Annotated in this window: 16 protein-coding genes; all 16 read right to left on the bottom strand. The window is 35.9% G+C overall.

Features of this window, described 5'->3' with window-relative positions:
- Positions 1-3 precede the first annotated feature (3 nt).
- The 16 genes from BSR19_RS05220 to BSR19_RS05145 all read right to left on the bottom strand — a co-directional run bounded on the left by BSR19_RS05220 (position 4) and on the right by BSR19_RS05145 (position 17,166).
- Positions 4-1,002: an acyltransferase gene (locus BSR19_RS05220; RefSeq protein WP_156246698.1), complete on the bottom strand. Its 999-nt coding sequence runs from the start codon at positions 1,000-1,002 to the stop codon at positions 4-6.
- 2 nt (positions 1,003-1,004) lie between these two features.
- Positions 1,005-2,420 carry a flippase gene (locus BSR19_RS05215; protein WP_156246697.1) on the bottom strand — a complete coding sequence of 472 codons (1,416 nt, stop codon included), beginning with the start codon at positions 2,418-2,420 and terminating at the stop codon, positions 1,005-1,007.
- A gap of 49 nt (positions 2,421-2,469) precedes the next feature.
- Positions 2,470-3,636, bottom strand: a complete 1,167-nt coding sequence (locus tag BSR19_RS05210; protein ID WP_060972918.1) for a hypothetical protein — start codon at positions 3,634-3,636, stop codon at positions 2,470-2,472.
- A gap of 28 nt (positions 3,637-3,664) precedes the next feature.
- Positions 3,665-4,657 (bottom strand): glycosyltransferase family 2 protein, encoded by a 993-nt coding sequence (locus tag BSR19_RS05205; RefSeq protein ID WP_060972919.1) that lies wholly within the window; start codon positions 4,655-4,657, stop codon positions 3,665-3,667.
- A 19-nt stretch (positions 4,658-4,676) separates the two neighbouring features.
- Complete coding sequence (locus BSR19_RS05200; protein ID WP_060972920.1) at positions 4,677-5,651, bottom strand: glycosyltransferase; 975 nt, start codon at positions 5,649-5,651, stop codon at positions 4,677-4,679.
- 24 nt (positions 5,652-5,675) lie between these two features.
- Positions 5,676-6,278: a DUF1919 domain-containing protein gene (locus BSR19_RS05195; RefSeq protein WP_331462067.1), complete on the bottom strand. Its 603-nt coding sequence runs from the start codon at positions 6,276-6,278 to the stop codon at positions 5,676-5,678.
- Positions 6,279-6,338: 60 nt separating this feature from the next.
- Entirely contained in the window at positions 6,339-7,484 is a 1,146-nt protein-coding gene (locus tag BSR19_RS05190; protein WP_156246696.1) for a glycosyltransferase family 4 protein, read from the bottom strand.
- A gap of 2 nt (positions 7,485-7,486) precedes the next feature.
- The gene (gene cps2T / locus BSR19_RS05185; RefSeq protein ID WP_156246695.1) at positions 7,487-8,659 is read right to left on the bottom strand and encodes a beta 1-4 rhamnosyltransferase Cps2T; all 1,173 of its coding nucleotides are present in this window, start codon (positions 8,657-8,659) and stop codon (positions 7,487-7,489) included.
- Positions 8,660-8,691: 32 nt separating this feature from the next.
- Positions 8,692-10,059, bottom strand: a complete 1,368-nt coding sequence (locus BSR19_RS05180) for a sugar transferase (protein WP_156246694.1) — start codon at positions 10,057-10,059, stop codon at positions 8,692-8,694.
- Positions 10,060-10,115: 56 nt separating this feature from the next.
- Positions 10,116-10,856: a tyrosine-protein kinase gene (locus BSR19_RS05175; RefSeq protein ID WP_002890888.1), complete on the bottom strand. Its 741-nt coding sequence runs from the start codon at positions 10,854-10,856 to the stop codon at positions 10,116-10,118.
- Between the two features lie 9 nt (positions 10,857-10,865).
- Positions 10,866-11,558, bottom strand: a complete 693-nt coding sequence (locus BSR19_RS05170) for a capsular polysaccharide biosynthesis protein (RefSeq protein WP_048790943.1) — start codon at positions 11,556-11,558, stop codon at positions 10,866-10,868.
- A gap of 8 nt (positions 11,559-11,566) precedes the next feature.
- The gene (cps4B, locus tag BSR19_RS05165) at positions 11,567-12,298 is read right to left on the bottom strand and encodes a capsular polysaccharide biosynthesis protein Cps4B (protein WP_156246693.1); all 732 of its coding nucleotides are present in this window, start codon (positions 12,296-12,298) and stop codon (positions 11,567-11,569) included.
- Positions 12,299-13,759 carry an LCP family glycopolymer transferase CpsA gene (gene cpsA / locus BSR19_RS05160; RefSeq protein WP_156246692.1) on the bottom strand — a complete coding sequence of 487 codons (1,461 nt, stop codon included), beginning with the start codon at positions 13,757-13,759 and terminating at the stop codon, positions 12,299-12,301.
- 340 nt (positions 13,760-14,099) lie between these two features.
- Positions 14,100-14,810, bottom strand: coding sequence for a purine-nucleoside phosphorylase (deoD, locus tag BSR19_RS05155; protein WP_156246691.1), 711 nt, complete (start codon positions 14,808-14,810; stop codon positions 14,100-14,102).
- A 398-nt stretch (positions 14,811-15,208) separates the two neighbouring features.
- Positions 15,209-15,922 (bottom strand): type 1 glutamine amidotransferase, encoded by a 714-nt coding sequence (locus BSR19_RS05150; protein WP_037601325.1) that lies wholly within the window; start codon positions 15,920-15,922, stop codon positions 15,209-15,211.
- Positions 15,919-17,166 (bottom strand): chloride channel protein, encoded by a 1,248-nt coding sequence (locus BSR19_RS05145; RefSeq protein WP_156246690.1) that lies wholly within the window; start codon positions 17,164-17,166, stop codon positions 15,919-15,921. The genes BSR19_RS05150 and BSR19_RS05145 overlap by 4 nt, the downstream gene beginning before the upstream one ends.
- Between the last annotated feature and the right edge of the window lie 112 nt (positions 17,167-17,278).

The raw sequence follows: 17,278 nt of genomic DNA, 5'->3' as shown, positions 1-17,278 counted from the left end.
TTTTTATAATTTAACTATTCGATTGATATAAGGGATTTTCATTAATATCATACTTATTAGAAAACTAATCACTAATGTGAAAACAGGGAAAAATAAGTGTGCACCTTCTATGTTAAACCCTATCAACTTTTGCCATATTTGCATAACATAGGTATGTATAATAAATACCCCCATCGTTTGGACTGATAACAAGTAGATCATTCTATGTTTAGAAGCATCAATGGTTAGCGTCAATAAGGTAAGAAATAGTCCTAAACTAATTACTTTTACCAAAAGATTGTCATAAAAATATTCAGCAAAAAGATTATGATAAGTAGTTTTTGCTATGAAAAATAATATTATCGGTGAAATCAATAACAAAAGTATGCTAACTATTTTCATCCATCCCTTAAAGATTGATTTTAAATTATCTATATTGAATTGTGCTACAAAACCACCTAAAATGTAGTAAAAGAACCAAGTCCATAATCTAAACGTCTGTATAACATAAATTTGGACTGGCATTTGAAGCAAAAAATTTATCAATTCAAAAATCAAACCAATAATTGTTAATACAGATAGAAAGTATAAATAACTTCTTTTTGAATGTAAATACTTCTTCAATATCGGCAAGCATAAATAAATAAGTATTAGTGAGCCGAAAAACCAAAATTGGAAGAAATAACCCTTTTGTATCAAAGAAGCCAAAATTTTTTTAATTGGATTAATTGTGAAGTCTCTTTTAAGAAACCAAATGATAACGGTCCATGAAGACACTGTTATTAGAACCCATTTTATTTTATGTAGTATATAGGGATATGTTATCTTGCTCTTACCCAATAATAAATAACCATTTACCATAAAAAACAAGGGAATTGAATAAGTACCTAGATAATATAAATAAGATGAGTAATTCCATCGCCCTGTTTCCTTAAACCCTGGCATCGTAGTATGAAGAAAAACAACTCCTATACAAGCAATTACTTTTATCAAGTCTAAGTTTATATTCCGTGTTTTCTTCATTTCTAATTTTTTCCTATTATTTCTTTTAATTCTTTAACATCTACCACTTTCAAAACTAGAATAGCAAGAAGGTAAATGAGGCCACCAAGCACTGCATACACAAGAACATTTAAAGTAGGTGGAAAATGCAAGAATGGTTTTGCACTTAGCAACAAGCCATACATCATAGCAGATGCGCATACAATTTTTGCCATAGACTCAAGAATCGGTACTTCCTTGAGGTAAGGAAGGCTGAAGTACAATTGAATGAACCATACCAAAGCCTCTGTTAGAACAGATACAATTGAGGCCCCAACAAAGCCAAATGGAGGAATTAACAAGAGATTAAGTCCAACACTGACAACAGCCGGAATAGTCGTAGAGAGCATAAACTCACGATGTTTATTGTGTGGAATCAAAATCTGGATTCCCATAATATTTGTCCAACCAATAAAGAACATCCTAAAGACCATGATGGCAATGGCAATATTAGCTGCTTGGAAGTCCTTTCCTAGGAAAAAACTAACAAAGTCTTTATTGACAACCAAGAGACCAGAAATAATTGGGAAAATGACGAGATTATAAATCAAGAAAGAGAATTCATGCATCTTGTTAACAGCCTTATAGTCTCCACTAGACAAAAGACCAGATACCCTTGGAAGCATTACACTTCCCAATGAAGTCACCAACGTCAACAAAATATTAATTATTTTCAAAGCCTGATCATAAATCCCTACATCATTTGTCGATGACAAGGCACCCAACATTGTACGATCCAAAGTCACGTATAGTGAAATGGCAACCTGAGGGAGAAACAGCAAAATAACAGGTTTAAGATGTTTCTTAGCATAGGATAAATCAAATTGTGGTTCTCCAATGTAAGGTCTCGCTGGTAACCACATACTTAATTGCCCAAGCAATTCAAAGAAGGTCAATAGGAAAACATAGAGATACAAATCACCAGGTGTTTTCACAAATAGGAAGATAGAAATAACTCCTAAAACCTTTACCGTTGTATTCCTTGCGGTAATACGACGAAAATCCTCCAAACCTTGGAATAACCAAGAAATATCCATTCCTTTCGATATCAAGCTTAATCCTAAGATATAAGCCACCATATTTTGCATACCAGGAAAGAACAAACATAATGATGTATACAAGACAAGAGACAAAATAGTCGCAATCAATTGGAGGGTATAAATACCCCAGAAATTTTTACGAATATCCTTTCGATGTCCTGAAATCTCTTTAGTACCATAGTTAGCAACACCTAAAGTTGCCAAAAGAATAAAGTAGGTCACAATCGAATTAAAGTAACCATAAGTACCTAAATCCTTTGAACTAAAAATCCTAGTAACATAAGGTGTCGTAATGATTGGTAAAACAATGACCAGTAATTGATAGGAAAGATTGTAGGCGTAATTTTTTAAAACTTTCATATGTATATGACTCTGTTTAGACTTTCTAAATGATATAGCTCTGTTTCAATTACAAAAAATCTTTATCAGTCTTCATCACAAAGAGTCGACTAATCAATAAGATAAGAGGTGAGTAACGAAGAACAAGCATTTGCGGATCAAACATGCCATGAATAATCATAACACCTAAGCAAGCAAGGACAATATCTTTTCGATTAGTCACAAAATAATTCATGACACGTGTTAAAGCAAATAACATAAATGCACTAACAACCAATCCATCAATTACGAGTAACTGCACAAACGAGCTATCAATAAAGTTATAGTTACTTGAAAAATTACCGAAGATGTCCATGGTTGTAAATGAAATTGGTCGACCTAATAAGGAAACTCCGAAGTTTCGGAATCCTTGAACACTCAGTCTTAGACGATTATGTGTAAATTGGTCAACAAGATGGAATAAATCACCAGTTGAATAGAAACAGAAATAGAGGATTATAGCCAATGCTATAATAACACCATATTTGGCAAGATTTGCTGTTATAACATTACTATCTATGAAATCAAATTTAAAGACCTTAAGACTAATAAAAACATAAGTCAAAATCAAGAGACTTAGATAAAGTGGACTTGAGGTTGAGGTCTGTTGGTACATATAAAACGTAGCAAATAGTAGAGCTAACAACTCTATATAAGTAACCTTCTTTCCTCTAAACATAAGATAACTACATAGGGCAAAAAACATACGTTGAGAAGCAAAGGAAACATAGTTAAATCCTAAACTATAACGATAACCACTATCAGCACTCATCAACATATTAGAAATAATGCCCATCTTACTAGCTAGAATAGTTACAAACAGCACTAAAAAGGTGGCGAAGGAGAAAGTCCCTAATAACTTCTTGAACTCTATATCCCTAGCTGAAAAAACCAACAGTAAAACGTTTAAATCAGGAAGACCATCTCGATTTTTTGACACAATTAACATGGTCAAGGTAAATAATAGGAAAATTATTAATTCCTTCAAGTGGTATCTGAAATAATTTATGGTATCAGGAAGATTAATGAGTTCCTTTATCGTAATCATAACTATTGTAAAATATAGCAAGATACGATAGAGTGACAAAAAACCATCCACCCTTACAAAATAAGTTGTAGTTACCAGAGATGCAAATAATACCCAAATAAAAAGAGTAAATAAATAGATTTTCTCTGAGATAAAGCGACTGCTATTCACAAGTACTTTCCATACCTTTCAATTATTCTTATAAATGTTGTAATAACATCTGTATTTTTTTAAGATAAATCAGAACAACATACATTCGACATTTCAACAACAGTTTTATGAGTGGATTCAATGCAGAAGAATCATTCTTTATAAAATCCTCTATCTCTCGTCTTTCACATGTATCTTTAACGAGCTTAACTTTTCTATTTACAGATAAATTCTGTTTCGTTATATTGTAGATGTTACTCATCAGTATTCTTGCTTTTACAGTATTAACAAGCACTGAACTATCCAAATTCCAGTCAGAAAGTAGATTATCAACCATCTTCAATTCTTGAAGCTGATACTGAAGACGTTTGGGGTTATAGCCCGACATGGCGGAACCTTTTCTACCAATGACATAAACATAGTAGGAATCTTGAGAAAGATAAATCTTTTTGACTTCACGATAAAGATCAAGATTAAAGCGGACATCTTCACCTAACTCATACTGCTCAAAAGAAAGGTTATTTTCAAGAAGAAATTCTCTGCGATATATCTTATTCCAAACTGTGTAAAGCATATCCGATAGGAAAAGTTCTTTAAATATCTTGATAAAACCATCCTTGTCGTAATTCCCTTTAAATGGAAGTGACTTTTCAGTACGATGCTTCTCAGTTAAATCTTCCTCAAAAGAATTGTAATAACTAAAAACAGCCAAATCCAAATCTAACACTAGCTTATCAGCAAAATCAGCAAAGAGATTACCAACAAGATAATCATCACTATCAACGAAGTAGATAAACTCTCCCCTGGCTTTGGACAAGCCAAAATTACGTGCCGAACCAACACCGTGGTTCTCAATATGATAGACTGAGATATTTGAGTACTCGTTAGCATAAGTATCGCAAACACTGCCACTACTATCCGTAGACCCATTGTCTACCACTATAATTTCCAAGTCATCATAGTTCTGAGAAATAATACTTTTTAAACAACGGTGAATATATTTCTCAACATTATAAACTGGAATAATAACAGAATATTTCAAAATAGACTCCTAAATCATATCAGAAAATGTTTTGAATACTGAAAGCCAGTTTTAATACTTTAAGTCTAAACAGTATATATTTTAACTTATTTGGTTGATTTTTCATTTGAGAAAGAGAAACACTATTCTTAAGTAACTCTTGTTTCACTTGATTAGTAATATCTATATATTTTTTATCTAATTTAGATTTATATAAACTTGCCAAGATATGAATCAAGCCATTCACATAATATAGCTGTGAAATTTGTAATTCTTCTTGATTTAATCGTGAACGAACAAAATCAGAATAGAAAATATCTTTATAAAATTCAAACATATCACTAAACTTCCGCTCATTCCAAGACTGTGTAATGGAATCAGGATTATCAATTAAATAGTGATAATACTTTTGATTGGTAGCAAAGACATTCTCAGCTGAAAGAAAAAGCTTGTAATTCGTTCCCAAGTCTTCATAATATTTTCCTTTTGGAAAAGAAATATTATTATCAATAAATAGAGACTTTTTATATATTTTGTCGTTGGCAAAACCTGTGATATAACTATGCTTGAGCATTTGGACAAAAGCATCTTTACCTTCAAACACTTGAGTTACTAATGGATCTGAAACTATAGGATCTTCTTCACCCTTCACAAACTCACGGTTAAAAGAAACGATATCAAACTCTTGGGATTCCAACACCTCTGCTAATTCTTTAAATGTTTGTGGTTCAAGCCAGTCATCAGAATCAGGGAAATAAACATAGTCACCCTTAGCATGTGAAATACCAGTATTGCGAGCTTCAGAAAGCCCACCATTCTCCTTATGAATAACTGAGATAAAGTCATACGATTTAACATAGTCATCACAAATCTTAGGAGAATTATCAGTACTTCCATCATCTACAAGTAAGATGTCATAGTTCTTCCACTCTTGAATAAGGATACTCTCAATACAACGTTTTAAATACTTTTCGACATTATAAACTGGAATGACAACAGTTAAAAGTGGTTTCATGGATTCTTCACCTTAATTTTTATTTTATGTTAAATCTTCACCACCCTTATTCAACCAGGTAACAGCATTAAAATAGCGGTGGTAGGTTTTTAAATCAATTCCAACATGTCCTTGCTTCTCTGCTGATTTAAAGTGGACCAATGAAGGTAGGTCACTGTAATTCTTCGAAGAGAAAATCACCTTACTCTTGTATGGAAGTTCTTCAAACTCTTTCATCAGCTCGTAAGTACAGGCATCATTATCATTGAACTTGAAATACAAATTATCCCAATGTATTCTTTCTAAACGACGATTCCATTTTTGAGTTGCTTCTTCTTCATCAGCATAATGCAGGAAATGAAGTTCAATATCATCAAGAAGTGCTAGAGGATAGGCATTATCAAAGTCTTTGATGTATTTCGATTCCTTAACAAATGTCAAAGGAATATTACCACTCAAATAGTGTTTTAAATTCTTTAGCATCTTGATGTAATCAGGAGAAAAGACAAACATCCCTACAAATGGAGTTTGATAAGGTAAGCCCAATTCCTGATAGACTTTTCCAGCCCAACAATTATCACAAATGATCGTAAAATTTTTATTCTTAAGTCTTCGTCTAGGAATAAAATTAATAATTGGATAAACGATTGGTTATAATTTATTTTTTAGTGTTTCACTGTTCATATTAGTACTTCTTAGAACTTCTTTTTATTTCTTATATAGCTCTGAGAAATTACGAATATAACTTTGTAATGAGAAGAGTTCTTTTTGGCGTTTAACAGAGGCCTTGCCAAATTGCTCTCTCTTCTCAGTGTTATCAGCCAATTCTTGGATGGTCTTAGACAATTCTGCATGCTGATTTGGTGTGGCAAGAAGGCCGTTTTCGCCTTCTTTAACCATTTCACAGACACCACCATGACGGTAGCCGACTACAGGTTTGCCACAAGCCATTGATTCGAGAACTACAGTTGGTAGAGGATCTGGATTGGTACTTGGCAAGACAAAGATATCAAACATATTATAGAGCTCTGTCGTCTTGCTATAATAATCGATGCGCTTAATTTGTCCAGCTACTGGTGAGTCTGATATTGCCTTTTCCAACTCATCAACACGCCACTCTTCACCTTCAAAAGCACTCCCTGCCAGAAAGGCTATTGCTTTTGGATTAGCCTTTAAGATTGGAGTCACTGCTTCCAAGAAATCGCCTTGACCTTTCCAAGCATTCACTCGACCAACCATTCCGATAACAAAGGCATCCTGTGCAATACCAAACAGGTCACGAACTGCGCTGGCATCCATTTCATGATAGACGGCATTGTCAACACCATTATAGATGACCTGAACTTGGTCATTTTTTACAAAGCGAGACTGCTTCACGTGGTTGGCCACAGCATTTGAAACTGTCACAATCGTATCAGCATAATGCCCCATCAAAAAGTTGATGAAATCAGAGATTGCTTTTGGTTTGACGATAATCTCGTGAACATGCCAAATCAAAGGAAGTTTCAACTTACGTTTGAGATAAATTCCCTCAAGTACCGCAGTCGTATTATTGTGAATAAGAGTAATGCCATTTTCCTTAGCATATTTAGTAATTTGCTTTGAATAACGATTATAAGAGCCAAAATACTCAAGAATTCCCTTAGGATTAAAATACTTCCGGCGCAAGATTGGATAATCGATAACTTTTACCTTAGCACCAACCTTTTCCAATGCACCCACTAAGACGCCATCGTTGGGCAAGATGACATGAGCCTCAAAGGCTTCTTTATCCAATCCTTTAATAAGCTCCAACAAAACCTTATCAGCACCATACATTTCGGCACCAGCGTGAAGATATAAAATTTTCTGCATTTCTATCCTTTAAATACTTTCTCGTAGTCTGTAACAATTTTTTCCCAAGTAAAGGCTTCTTCGATACGTTTACTTGATTTTTGATTGAGGTCTGCGATAGCTTGTGCATCCAATTGTTCAGCTTGATTAATGACACTTGCCAATTGGTCTTTTTTCCAATAGAGAGCACCATCTTCACCGACTTCACGGTTAAAGCCAACATCCAACAAGAGATTGAGCTTAGTTGACTCAAGTGCCTCAAGAAGTGATGGATTGGTTCCACCTACCTCATGACCATGGAAATAAGCAAAGGCATTCTCACGAATGTACTTGAGCAATTCTTGGTCATAAACAGTTCCGACAAACTTCACACGAGAATCCTTGTCAAAACCAGTTTCCTGGCGCAACTTGTCGTAAAATTTGTTTTCTTCAACATTGGTAATGAGAACAAAATCCTTATCGGAGCTAGACGCCATAAAACCACGAATCATAGCCTCATAGTTATTTTCAGGCACAAAACGTCCTACAACAAGATAATAATTGTTTTCAATAACACCCTTTTCGAAGTACCATGTGCGTACCTTATCATCAACCTTAGTCAATCGAGATTTAGTTGTATCAGTTCCATAGGCAATATAGGTTGTCTGAGGACGATACTTCGCATAATCATTTTGAATATAAGATTCAATGTTTTTACTATCACAAATCAAGAGATCTGCATGTTTAACCATGAGTTGCTCTGAAATTTTCCAATACTTACGAACCGGAAGACTCCACTTTGCACGAAGCCATTCATGACCATCCGGGTTAACCATAAGGGTACCACCGATAGCCTTGATTTTCTTTTTAATACCTGAGATAAATGGACCAATTCGGCAGGCCAAAACATAGAAGATTGGTGCTTGATCATTATTTTCCTTAGCAATCTCAATGGCCTTATTAAGAGCTGCGATGTCATAAGCGATGGCACGTACGGGCCCGATATTTGGGACGTCAATATTGTAGCATTTAGCACCGTTATGTTCGAAAGTATCTGCTGTAATTCCTGATTTAGCAGAATTTTCACGCATACAAGCTACATAATATTGGATATCTTTGTCTTGTTGGAACTCTGTCAACTTCTCAACAAAGGTCTCAAATCCACCATATTTTGCTGGAATTCCCTTAGAACCAACGATATAAACTGTTTTTGTCATTTAATCACCATTAAAAGAAATGGAGAAAGCCATCACTTTGCTCCATCCTTCATTACTACTACTTTAATTGTTTTCAATAATATTTTGATATCGCGCCAGATTGTCCATCCGTCCATATAAGCAACGTCTAGTTTTACAACTTCATCAAAATCAGTAATTTCACTTCGACCACTTACTTGCCAAAGACCAGTAATACCTGGTTTAAAGCTGAGGCGACGTTTTTGTTCCGGTGTATAAGATTCGTACTCATCCAATGTTGGTGGACGTGTTCCTACCAAGCTCATATCACCTTTTAGAACATTCCAAAATTGTGGAAGTTCATCAAGACTCGTTTTACGAATGAAATGTCCAATTTTGGTAATACGTGGATCATTGTCCATCTTAAACATACCACCAGACATTTGATTCTGTGCCATCAAATTCTTCTTGATTTCTTCCGCATCAACACGCATAGAACGGAATTTATAAAACTTGAAGATACGTCCATTTTCTCCCACACGATCTTGAGCAAAAATAGCTGGCCCTCCATCTTTACGAATAAGAGGATAAAGGAAGATTCCAACAATACCACAGAGCACCAAACCAACTAGAGCTCCACAGATATCGAGGAAGCGTTTCGCCAAGATATCTCCATAGCTATAAAAATGCGTAGAAAACGTAACAACTTTGAAAGGACCCAATTGTTGGATACGTTTTTCTCCCTGACTCATAAATTCAAGGGCATTCAAATTAATGGATACTGGGATTCCCATAAGTTCAAATGGTGACGCATAATCCCAAATCTTGTACTGCTCACTTGGCAGATTAATCAAAACTTGGTCTACTACTGAGTGTGTCGCATATTCAATCAAATTTTCAGGTTTAACACTCTTGATAAATGGATCAGTAAAATAAGGATTATCCAAGACACAAACTGCTGTAATCCTACCATCCATATTGTCCTTCATACGAGATAAAACATTATCAAGACGTGCCTGATCAGAAATCAAGAGAATATTCTTGTTACTTTTACGACGTGTATAGATAGAAGAGCGGAAATACTTAAGAACAGTATTTGTAACGTATAAGAGAACACCTGAAATCAGAGTAACATAAAGAAGTCCGCGACGTGAGATAGAAAAACTTCCATCTGCAAAAAACGAGAGAAAAGTTGCAATTAGAGCAAATATGAAACAATATTTGACAGTTGCAATGAGTTCATCCAAGTAGCCTCTATACTTAAGATTTTCATAATAACTACTAATATAGTAAGACACTACATGTACGACACCTAAAAGGACAATGCTTCCTTGGGTAATCTCTGTATATGGTATTTTACTAGCTACCATGGCTGCGAAAACAACCACAACCAACTGTATAATACCAATTTCAATGCGACGAATTTCTTGTTTTTCTTTCACTCTAAACCCCTTTTTAATCTGTTAAGGTATAAGGAGCCGCATCATCCCCATTAATGCTATCCTTTTCTACGACGATGTGCTCTTGAATGACCTTCTTTTTGGTCTGATTTTTTCCCGTACTCACCATATGATCCGTAAGAACCATATGATCCATATTTATCAACTGTCATGTCAACTTTATTAAGGACGACACCTAAGAACTGAGAACCACTTTGTTCCAATTGTTCGACCGCCTTAGTTACGAAACGACGTTTAATTTTTCCAGCTGCTGTAACCAAAAGACTGGCATCAGCCTGATGGGCAATAATAACAGCATCAATGACCAAACCAATTGGTGGCGTATCAATGATGACATAATCATAACGACTACGAGCAACTTCCATCAAATGTCTAAAATTGTCATTTTGCAAAAGACTTGTTGGATTAGGTGGTACAGGACCAGATGCAATGACATCCAAACCAGAAATATCAGTTTGACAAATCGTTTCATTTAAATCAGCATTTCCAGAAAGGAAATTTGAAAGGCCTTTATAAGGCTCATTTGATTTAAATGTACCTGACAAAACAGAGTTACGGGTATCCGCATCAATGAGAAGTGTTCGGAGCCCAACACTAGCAAATGAAATCGCCAAGTTAACAGATGTCGTTGATTTTCCTTCACCAGCTTCAACAGAGCTAACCGCAATCACTTTCATCTGAGCACCAGAAAATTGAATATTTGTGCGAATGGCATTGTAATACTCTTCTGTTTGTTTGGCAAAGTTTTCTTTAGATTTTACTAACTTTAATAGAGGCATTTCTTCTCCTTAAATTTTATCTGTATCAGGGACAATTCCAAGAAGTGTCATTCCAAGGGCATCTTCCACATCTTCTGGACGGCGAATACGATCATCTAGGATTTCACGTACCAACACACCAACCACTGCAAGGAATCCTCCAAGCACTGCTCCAAGAAGCACATTACGTTTGATATTTGGTGAAGATGGTGACTCTGGCAATTTAGCTTCTTCAAGCGTTGTGACATCTTCAACTTTTGTCACGTTCTTGATTTTTTCTGAAGCAACTTCACGAACCTTATTGGCAAGTGTTTGCGCATCTTGACCAGTTTTAGCATTAACAGAAATTGAAATAAGACGAGTATCAGTAGGAATATTAACTGAAATCATTTTAGCAAGTTCTGCTTCTGTCATATTCAATTTTTCATCTTTGATAACTTCTGACAAGACATCGTTTGATGTAATAATTTCTTTGTAGTCTTTTGTCAAAAATGTACCGGCCTGCAAGTCTTGAGCAGAAAGGTTTTTGCCATCATTAGCTTGATTAACCACATAAATACGTGTAGACGATGTATATGTTGGCTGAATGAGGAAGTATGTTCCTAAGAAGGCAAAGACAGCGACATAAAAGGCTGTAAATAAAATAAATACTTTTTTAGTCCAAAGTTTTTGCAATAGTGCAAGTACATCGATTTCAACACGCTTCGTGTTTTCCTGAGTCATAGTTTCTCCTATATATATTGATTTTCAAGTAGTGTTTGTGGATTTTCGATAAAAAGGTTACGAGCACGTCTCGTTCCGTAAGTCTTTTCGATAATAGCGTAAGCATCTTTCATAAATGGTGGTCTTGGACCAAGATTATGCATGTCACTAGCAACCATATGAACCAAATTTTTCTCCAAGAAATAACGAACACGTTTTTTTCTTACTTTATCTTTATCTCCAAAGAGCTTTGGTTTTAGAACATGAGAGCTATTAACTTGTGTATAGCACCCCATGTTGATGATTTCTCGAACACGGTCAGCATTTTCTTCGAGGGCATCATAGCGCTCAATATGAGCAACAATAGGCGTTACCCCCGCTCGCAAAACATTACTAAGCCCACTATGAATTTCTTTCCAAGATGTGCGAGCACTAAACTCAATCAAAGCAAATTGAGTGTTATGCATACGCGGAATAAGATTCTGTTCAAGTTTCTCCACAATGTCTGAGGTGTAATAAAGTTCACCACCATAATAAATAGTTAAGTCTGGATAAAGTGCTTCTGCTTCTGCTTTTACCTTAGAAAAGTTGGCAAAAATTTTATCCTCTGGAGTCTCAAACATCCCCTTACGACGGTGAGATGTTGAAACAATCTTACGTACCCCTTGGGCATAGCTTTCACCAATGAGGTCTAAACTTTCTTCTAAAGTTTTAGGACCATCATCAACATCAAAAACAATATGTGAGTGAACGTCAATCACTTATTTTTCCTCCATCAGATTTTTGATAGCTTGAGAGGCACTTGCCACACTCGAATCATCTAGTTTCATCATATAAAGACTAGAATTTGGCATAGCATAAGAGGTCAATTGACCAGTAGAACCAGTACCAGTTACTGCTTGAGAAGTCACCGTAAATTTAGAACCAGAATCAAGTTGTGTATTGGCCAAAGCATTAATGGTATCTAGAGACATATTCGTTTGAACAGAGTCTTGAAGATTGTTAACAATTGAAGTAAAGTTTGATACTGAATTTAGTGAAGCCAACTTGTTTACAATCGCAGAAATAACTTTCTCCTGGTTTTTACCACGGTCATTATCTCCGCCATCTAAACTATAGCGTTCACGAACAAATCCAAGTGCTTGCTCTGAATTCATTTGGATATCACCAACTGGGAAATCAAACTTCCCATGAAGACTTGTGAAAGCTTGATCATTATGGACTGTCACACCACCAAGTTGGTCAATCAACTTAAGAAAAGATGTGAAGTTAATTCGTGCATAGTAATCAATCTTAATACCATAAAGATTTTCCAGAGTTTGTTCAGATGTTTCAACGCCATAAATACCTGCGTGGGTTAATTTATCATACTGGTCTGCCCCACCACCAGGAATCTTAACGTATGCATCACGTGGAGTAGTCGTCAAGAGAATCTTATGTGTATTCATGTTTACTGTCATAATGATATTGACATCTGAACGTGACACTGTTGAAATCGAACCGTAGGTATCAATACCACTAATATAAATATTGAAGACTTTTGAATCTACTTGTTTTGCAGAGTTGCTATTCTTCTTTTTAATTTTATAAGTATAAATTGTTTTTAGATTTGAAGCATAATTACTATCGACAGACTCTAATAGGCTAGCATAAGAGCCACTCAAGACCATAGCTTTAGATTTGCCAGACTTAAGATTATCATAAGCTTCTTGATATGAGGCAACATCATCAACTTTAACATCAACTTTTTTATCTTTTTTGAGAGCTGACATCAAGGTCTCGATATTGTTCTTATCAACCTTAGTAGGTGCCTGTACGCTAGTAAGCTGGCTCACATCTTTGATGTCACTTTCCTTAGGAACCACGATGCTCATTTCTACTTCAGAAAATGCTGCCGTCTGATTCATACGGTTAGTGATGTCAATCATTTGTTTAAAACCAAAAATACCAACCAGAGAAACTAGCGAGAAGATAACCAGTACAACCGTTGTCACTAGTGGTGATTTCTTAGTCTTCTGAAGGAAGATGCTAATAGCAAGAACTACCAACAAACCAATGGTGATAATGATGTTCAAAAACCTAAAGGATAGGAAATTATAATTGAACATGGTGAATAATAAGACCAATGCTAAAATAGCATACAGAATGGTCAACCCAACGTTGACCATCCCCCACGATCTATTACTCGTACGTTTTTGCTTACGATTCGTACGCGAACTCATATAAATTGCTCCTATAAATTAAAATTAGACATTTCCCATTATCATTATAACATTACTATAACTTCATTTCAATTGTCATTCTTTTTAAAAAAGAAGAAACCGTTTTTCATTATGATATCAAGCATTTAATTTCTATCATTTTTCATTGTTTTGTAAGTTGTTTTTCACATTTTTAGCGGTTGTTTTTTAAATTGTCGGATATTTACTTATTCCTTAAAAGCATCTTTCTTCCGAATATTTTTATTTTTTTATAGTAGTTTGAAAAATTTTAACCTATTGTCACTTCGAACAAATATTAGCTACAACACAAAAGGACGACCAAATGGCGTCCTTTTACAAACTAGTCTGTAATTAGTGTTTCAAGACCAACTTTCATCATGTCAGTGAAAGTATTTTGACGTTCCTCAGCTGTTGTGTCCTCATCTGGATTAACCAAACTATCAGAAATAGTCATGATGGCAAGAGCATCTACTTGGTGTTGAGCTGCAAGGTAGTAAAGTGCTGCTGCTTCCATTTCTACAGCTTTCACACCCCATTTACCAAGCTCGATGTTCTTTTCACCATAGTTCGAATAGAAGACGTCAGAAGACAAGACATTACCAACATGTGTAGTCATACCAAGCTCTTTAGCAATGTGGTAAGCCTTATCTAAGAGATTGAAACTTGCAATTTGTGGGAAATCGTATTGTGGCCAATCATTACGAATAATGTTAGAGTTTGTCGCTGCCGCTTGTGCTAGAACTAACTCACGAACGTGAACATCCTCATTCAATGAACCAGCAGTTCCCACACGGATCAATTTTTTTACCCCGTAGTTAACAATAAGCTCACGAGCATAGATAGAGATAGATGGCATCCCCATTCCAGTTCCCATTACTGAGACACGTTCACCTTTGTATGTTCCTGTGTAACCAAACATATTACGAACTTCATTGAAACATACAGCGTCTTCGAGGAAATTCTCGGCAATGAATTTCGCACGTAAAGGATCTCCAGGTAGGAGAATTTTATCAGCAATTTCACCTTGCTTAGCAGCAATATGGATAGACATAATATAAGATACCAAGGGCGTTAAAGAGGCAAAGTAAAAATAGGAAATCCGACAAAGATGCTTCGCATCTAGGAGGATTTATCTTTTTTACACAGACTCTAGCCCGGGTTCAGTTTCAAACCCGAACTACCCTTCCTTTCATTTTTTATATACAGGACAGGCGACAGAGAACAAAGTAATAATAGGAAACTGACGACGCATTATAAATGCTAGACAGTTTATCTTTTTACTTCGTTCTCCGCCCGTATTCAATTTAGTGAATACAGTTAACCCGTCCTTTCTATTTTTTGATGGTAAAAGAGCAACCTGAACACACTATCTACCATTCTTAATTTTTATTTTTAAACAATTTTTCTACTATTATATAGTTGATAAATAATTACTTTTTTTAAAGTGGATTAAGCTTGAGTCAATGAATCAAGAAAATCATATAACTTCTTGTTCATTTCTGAATAATCGTTGGTACGCAATTGTTCAGGTGTTTGAACAAAAGGTAACTCCTTATTTTGCTTACGCAAGTGTTCTTCGCCATCCGCAGCTATGAGCAAATCAATGGCTTGGGAATCAAACTCTAGGTGTGCTTGGAAGGCATAGTGTTTAGGACTAAAGCGAATAATTTGACGTGGACAACCTTGACTAGTAGCAAGAACAACTGCATTATCAGTCAATCCAGGCATATCACCATGCCAGTGGCCAGTATTGAGAGTTGTGCCAAAACCTTTGACATGCTCATCAGCTAATCCATCATCCGTAAGTGTTATTGGAAACACACCAATTTCGCGTTCTGGACTATGCTCATACTTACCACCATAGGCTACAGACAGAAGCTGAGCTCCCAAACATACACCAACAATATAGATATCAGCAGCAATTGCTTTTTGCATAAATGCAATCTCAGCGTTTGGGTCATAATAAGGAAAGGTCTGACGATCCTCATCAGGTGACTGAGGACCACCCATCACAATTAGAAAATCAATACCTTCAACGGTTTCAGGAAGGACCTCTTCCTCATATACCTTGGTTGATGTGATATTATGCCCACGGTCTTGAGCCCATTTTAAATAGGCTCCTGGAACTTCAAACGTTTCGTGTAAGATAAAATGAATATTCATTGTTTTTTCTTCCATCTATTATTAATTATCCTTGATAGTAGACCCGCTAAGATTAGAGGAACTGCTACCAGCCCTCCTTGACCGGTAAAACCTATAACTAAGGCTATTCCCGTCAGAGGAGCATCCAAAGTTGTTACTAAAAATATGGTTGCACCAAGTAACATTCCTAGATTAGGATTTAGGAATAAACCAAAAGTCTCAAGACACCTTGTTAATAAGAAACCCGATCCGACACCTAAAGTAAACGAAGGCGTCAGTGTCCCTCCATAAGTACCTGACCATAGCAACAAGCATACAATAAGCCCTTTGATTACTAGCAAAATCGGAAGGTATTCCGAAGTTCCTCCAGAAAACACCCATTGTGCTAGAACCTGACCATTTCCCATGATTATAGGATAGAAAGCTACAATACCACCTAATATTATAAAAGAGACGGGCATGGTCCAGAGAATATGTTTATCTGTTATACGACTTTTACTCGCCTTTTTAGCTAAAACCTTAAATATAAGAGCAAGCGGAGTTACAAACAGCGTCAAAACAAGAAGCTGTATCAGACTAGTAGGATGTAAGCTTACTTTATCAACTAAATATATAGCTTTCCCACCAACAATTGGACGAGCACAATAAGCTGACAAATAGGTTGTCACAAGAATGATACCAATGTTTTTCAGTTTCCAAGCAACTCCCAAAGTTTCCAAAACAAACAGTGTACTGGCAAAGGGAACTTGGTAAACCGCAGCTAAACCTGCTCCTGCACCACATGCAATCATGAGTTGTCTTTCAGGAATTTCTAAACCCAGTTTTTTTGATAAACTGCCAGCACATAAGGCACCTAATTCTCGTGGAGCTGCTTCCTTGCCTACCGAAGCACCTGCTCCAACGATTGCTACCTGCACCAAAGCATGTAGACTTTGGCCAAGAAAATTTGGACTCTTCTTGCCAACGAGTTGCTTAGCCTTTCTAATGGAAAGAAGGGACACTCGACGCTGAAGGAAATACCAAAAGATACTAGATAAGACACCAGCTACCACTATAACTACGAAACGTCGATAAGCACTTATAGAGTTAAATTGTAACAAGAGATCTGACGTATCGTTACCAAAAGCAAGAAATTTTATAAAATCTAAAAGATAGTGGCAAAGAATACCAATCAGACCAGAAGCTATTCCGGTTGTCAAAACAGCTAAACTTAACCTAATCGACTTGGGGAGCCAAGTCAAACTCTTTCTCTCTTTATTACCCATATATTAGAGTATGGCTAAAATTGCTTTAACCAACTTTTCCTACTGTCTTTAGAGTAGGGTCAATCCCTTCTTTGTTTTTATTTCATAGTAAAGCAATCTCGTGCTGAATTAG

The organism is Streptococcus salivarius, from assembly GCF_009738225.1.
In the GTDB taxonomy this organism is placed as follows: Bacteria; Bacillota; Bacilli; order Lactobacillales; family Streptococcaceae; genus Streptococcus.
Note: the sequence above shows the minus strand (reverse complement) of the source record. Positions and strands in the feature narration are given on the sequence as shown.